This window comes from uncultured Agitococcus sp. (assembly GCF_937920075.1).
GTDB lineage: Bacteria > Pseudomonadota > Gammaproteobacteria > Pseudomonadales > Moraxellaceae > Agitococcus.
The window spans coordinates 1-5087 of record NZ_CALETI010000018.1; the positions used below are offsets into that span (position 1 = coordinate 1).

At 45.2% G+C, this 5087-nt stretch carries 5 protein-coding genes and 1 pseudogene; 5 read left to right on the forward strand and 1 reads right to left on the reverse strand.

The window, feature by feature from the left end; all coding sequences use genetic code 11:
• Positions 1 to 538 (forward strand): annotated as a pseudogene (locus tag Q0212_RS00485) (RepB family plasmid replication initiator protein); the annotation flags it as partial.
• A gap of 82 nt (positions 539 to 620) precedes the next feature.
• Here Q0212_RS00485 and Q0212_RS00490 read toward each other — a convergent pair.
• A complete protein-coding gene (locus tag Q0212_RS00490; RefSeq protein WP_297920656.1) occupies positions 621 to 1220 on the reverse strand; it encodes a recombinase family protein in 600 nt (199 codons plus the stop codon).
• A 168-nt stretch (positions 1221 to 1388) separates the two neighbouring features.
• Here Q0212_RS00490 and Q0212_RS00495 point away from each other — a divergent pair, with 168 nt between their 5' ends.
• The 4 genes from Q0212_RS00495 (at position 1389) to Q0212_RS00510 (ending at position 4963) form a co-directional block, all read left to right on the forward strand.
• The gene (locus Q0212_RS00495; RefSeq protein WP_297920658.1) at positions 1389 to 3044 is read left to right on the forward strand and encodes a Mu transposase C-terminal domain-containing protein; all 1656 of its coding nucleotides are present in this window, start codon (positions 1389 to 1391) and stop codon (positions 3042 to 3044) included.
• Positions 3038 to 3940: a TniB family NTP-binding protein gene (locus Q0212_RS00500; protein ID WP_297920660.1), complete on the forward strand. Its 903-nt coding sequence runs from the start codon at positions 3038 to 3040 to the stop codon at positions 3938 to 3940. The genes Q0212_RS00495 and Q0212_RS00500 overlap by 7 nt, the downstream gene beginning before the upstream one ends.
• Positions 3941 to 3950: 10 nt before the next feature.
• Positions 3951 to 4295 carry a TniQ family protein gene (locus Q0212_RS00505; protein ID WP_297920662.1) on the forward strand — a complete coding sequence of 115 codons (345 nt, stop codon included), beginning with the start codon at positions 3951 to 3953 and terminating at the stop codon, positions 4293 to 4295.
• Positions 4296 to 4411: 116 nt separating this feature from the next.
• The gene (locus tag Q0212_RS00510) at positions 4412 to 4963 is read left to right on the forward strand and encodes a recombinase family protein (protein WP_297920664.1); all 552 of its coding nucleotides are present in this window, start codon (positions 4412 to 4414) and stop codon (positions 4961 to 4963) included.
• The last annotated feature ends 124 nt before the right edge of the window (positions 4964 to 5087 follow it).

Consider the following 5087-nt stretch of genomic DNA (forward strand, 5'->3'; position numbering starts at 1 on the left):
AGTGGCTCAACTTACCAGTAAATATGCTGTCCGCTTATATGAATTAATCATTTCGTGGCGTGAACGCGGCAATGTCCCTTTTACTGGCTTAAAAGAGTTACGCCTAAAATTAGGGGTAGAGGATAACGAATATCCAACTATGGACAACTTCAAGAGACGCGTACTAGACCACTCAATAAAACAAATAAACACCCATACAGACATAATAGCTAACTACGAACAACACAAGGCAGGGCGTGTCATTACAGGTTTTTCCTTCTCGTTCACCCCAAAAAAACAACCTAAAAACGTAACCCCAAAGGCAAAAAAATCAGCAACCAAACAAGAGGAACAGATCGACTGGATGACTGTGGACATACTAGACCGCTTTATTGGCCTATCAATGGCACAACAACAAGCAGCCCTCGACAGGGCAGAAGCACGATTAAAAGGCGCAAAGCTGGCTCGTTTCAAGGCTGCCAGAAGCGGAAGCGTAAAGCAGCTAATGATGGAATTTTCTCTCGACATAAACGAGGCTATGATGAAAAATATTCAATAGCCTAAATAAGTAAAACTGATTATCCTTACCTGATTAGTAAAGGTTTTTAGGGGTCGTCTCAGGAAACGGAATTTAAAGCACGTTAAGCCATTTCGAGTAATTTTTTCCCATCGTCTCGTAGCTCACCCTTTGGTGACACATGCCTATACAACGTTTGTCGTGTAATACCCAGCTCTCTACATAAGTCGCCCACATGAGTTTGCGCTGTTCCCATTGAAGCAATGGCAAGCCTTAATTTTGCGGGAGTCATTTTATACCGTGCACCGCCTTTGCGTCCTCGCGCCCGAGCAGCAGCCAAACCTGCATGGGTTCTCTCAACAATTAAATCACGCTCAAATTCTGCTAACGCAGCAAAAATCCCAAAGACTAATTTACCCTGAGAAGTTGAGGTGTCAATTTGCGCGCCTTGGCCTGTCAGCACTTTGAAACCAATTTCACGCTTATTGAGATCGTGAACTGTGTTGACCAAGTGTTTTAGATTTCGTCCCAGCCGATCCAGCTTCCAGACCACCAGCGTATCTTTTGGCCTCAAGGCTTTTAGGCAAGCATTTAATCCTTCGCGCTCGTCTTTTGTCCCCGCCGCAAAGTCCTCGTAAAGATGTTCAGGTAAAACACCTGCCGCAATCAGTGCATCCCGCTGTAAGTCCAACACTTGAGAACCATCTGCTTTTGAAACACGCATATTGTCACTTTTCTAAGTCGATGTCAGCGGATTGATCGCAATGCATTGTATTTACTTGTTTGAAAAAGATAAAAGTGTCATAGTTGATGTCAGCAATATTCATACTCAATGTCAATACGTTGCAAATAATCGTAGTGAGTGTCAGCACGTTGCAAAAAAGAGGTGGCTATGACAGACCTTTTAAAGATTGTTGAGCCTAAATGGAATGAGGCATATCGCCGTTCAATTATCTTGCGTCCGCTGGCGGAGCAATCTTATTGTCCTCGCCATCAAGCACACGAAGCCGCCACGACCTTAGGTTTATCTGTACGGCAAGTATACCGTTTAATTCGCAAACTGCGTGAAGCGCAAGGTGAACTCACCGCTTTATTATCACAAGGCTCTGATGGTGGTCGAGGGAAAAAACGACTGGCTGCTTCGCGTGAGAACTTGCTCCACCAGCTGATTGATGAGTTATTTGTCACCCGCCAAAAAATATCCGCAGCAGACCTTGTTCGTGAAGTGCGCAACCAATCCTTAAAAGCAGCATTAAAACCACCGTCTGACAGTACGATTCGTCGCCGCTTGAAGACACTGTCATTAATTGAGCATCGCCGACGTGGTGAACTCCATCCTGAAACAAGACCCATTTATGGTGTTACCCCTCTTGCTGACGGACCCTTCGATTGGTTGCAAATTGATCACACCCCAGTTGACTTGATTATTGTTGATCCCATCGATCGTTCACCTATTGGCCGCCCATGGATAACCGTTGCAGTTGACGTTTTTAGCCGCTGTATTGCTGGGTTTCACCTATCCCTTGAAGCACCTTCAGCAACGAGTGTGGGTTTATGCATGGCTTCTGTCGTGAGTGACAAAGTAGAATGGCTACACCAACGTGGGGTTGAAGCGGAGTGGCCTGTTGTGGGAAAACCTCGTCGTGTTGGTGTGGACAATGCATCAGAATTTCATTCGACCGCCTTTGAGCGTGGTTGCGCACAGCATGACATCAAAATTGAATGGCGGCCACCAGGACAACCTCATTTCGGTGGTATCATTGAGCGACTCATCGGCACCCTGATGAAATTGGTTCATACGCTGCCAGGAACTACCTTTTCTAATATCACTGAGCGCGGTAAATACGACAGTGATCAGATGGCAAGCCTCACTCTTGAGGAACTTGAGCGTTGGCTGACGATTGCCGTGACCAAGTATTACCATTTACGCCCCCATGAAGGTATCGATCACGAGACACCGTTACACCGCTACACAGAAGGTCTAAAAAAACTGAGTGCCGATGGAAAGAGCATTCCTATACCACGAGACCCACGTGGCTTTTTGATTGATTTTTTGCCTATGGTATATCGCAAGCTGCAACGAGATGGTATTACGCTTGATCACATCACCTATTACAGTAATGCACTACGCCCATGGATACAGTTACGCACTCAACCTAACTCTTTATTGATTCGCCGAGACCCACGAGATTTATCGCGAATTTTTGTACTGGATCCAGAAAGCCATGTTTATTTGGAAGTTCCTTACCGCATGCTGTCTCGACCTGCAATCACGTTATGGGAGCATAGATTAGCTCGCAAGCGTTTACGTGATCAGCGGCATGCTGCCATCAATGAAGAAAGTTTATTTACGGCTATTGATGAAATGCGGGAAATTGAGCATCACGCTGAGAATCTAACACGTACTGCACGCCGAAATCGAACACGACGAGCCGTTAACACGCAACCAACGTTAAGCTCACCAGCGATAGAAGATAAACAAGAGTCGTCAAACACCCCCTTCAATCCGGGGGAAATACGCCCATTTGATGATATAGAATCATGGTAAATCTTGACCATCTACGGCCTGAAGCACGGGTCGTTGCGATGCTGCCGTGTGAGCAACGCCTTGCCCATCTCAATCTTGAGCGTTGGATAGGCTATACACGTGCTCATCAAGCACTGACACAGCTTGAGACCTTATTTATTGAGGAACCTGGCAAAATACGCCCACAAAATTTACTTATTATTGGTGCCAGCAACAATGGCAAAACGATGATTGCTGAAAAATTTAAACGAATGCATGGCCAACAAGTATCAGATGATGGAGAGCATGAAATCATTCCCGTTGTCATGATGCAAATGCCTGCCGAAGCAACGCCAACACGATTTTATAATGCCTTACTTTCTGCACTTGGAACACCGATAGGCTGTTACGGTCGCTACAACTCAAGAGAGGGGATGGTTTTACAGTTGATGCGTACGATCGGTGTGAGAATGCTGATCATTGATGAACTGCATAATTTATTGGGTGCAACGGCTAGGCGACAACGAGAACTCTTAAATTTACTGCGCTTTTTAGGCAATGAATTACGTATTCCGTTAGTTTGCCTAGGCATACGTGATGCCTACCTTGCTATTCGCAGTGACGACCAACTTGAAAATCGGTTTCACCCATTTCTCCTTCCTTTGTGGGAGTCAGGTGAGGACTATGCTCGCCTATTGGCCAGTTTCGAGACTATTTTGCCATTACGCGAACCATCGTATTTATTAAAACCACCTTTGTACGATTTTGTTCTGCGTGATTCTGAAGGCACGATCGGCGAAATGGCGACGCTTCTAACCCGTGCTACCGCGACAGCTTTATTGCAAGGGAGTGAGTGCATTACCCCTTCCATCATTGAACGCACAAATTATCATTCCCCCAGCATTCGTCGACGCATGATTGAACGGGAATTACGTTAGTTGAGAAATCATGAAACGTTGGCCTTTACATCCTCAGCCCACGTCTTATGAGACGTTGGAAACCTATGTGCGTCGATTGGCTGAGTGTTACGGAGTAAGTTACCCTTGTTTTTGTTTACATGCACTTGGCATCCCTATCACTGATAGCGAGGCAAGACGATTTAAAGAGCCATCACCAGAATTATTGCAACGATTATCCGAGGGAGTAGGTATTCCTGTCGATAGGTTAGCCAAAATGACGTGGCAACACATTTGGACTAAGTTATTGGAAGAAGTGAATCAGTATGCCGCAACACCAGAAGGGAAAGAGGCATTGGAGCGAATTTCAACACCTTGGTTTTCGCAAAACTTGTAAGTTCTGCGACAAAAATAAGAAGTGAGTGATATCAAGGTTTTTATCTGTCGCAAAAGTTATACGCAATAGTCAATAATTACGATACACTTTAGCGACATATTTTACGAGTAATAGTGATGCTGATAGGCTACGCCCGCGTTTCGACTGATGATCAACACCTCGACAACCAACGTACTGTTTTAACCAGCGTAGGTTGTCAGCGTATTTATGAAGAAAAAATATCAGGGACGAAAAGGGAACGTCCTGAATTAACAAAATTACTGGATCATTTGCGTGAAAATGACGTATTGATCACAACGCGCTTAGACCGACTTGCTCGATCCACACGCGACTTATTAGAGATTGCAGAAATACTTAATGCGCGAGGTGTGGGTTTACGTTCATTGGCGGAGCCATGGGTAGATACCACATCGCCTTCAGGGAAAATGGTGCTGACCGTGTTTGCGGGCATTGCTGAGTTTGAACGTAGTCTGATTGTTGACCGAACGCGCACAGGACGACTTGCCGCTCAGAAAAAAGGCGTACGCTTTGGGAGACCGCCTAAATTAAGCACGGAGCAAATCGCGATGGGAAAACGGCTGATTGCTGAAGGAACGTCGGTGCGAGAAGCAGCTCATCTTTTAAATTGCCATCACGCCACTTTGTATCGTGCTATTGGTTCTCAATAAATTATATTGAAGATAGTTCTGATGACATCATCTTTGATAATTTGCTGACATCGACTTAGAAAAGTGACACTTTGGGATTTTTGCTGCGTTAGCAGAGTTTGAGCGTGATTTAATTGTAGAGCGA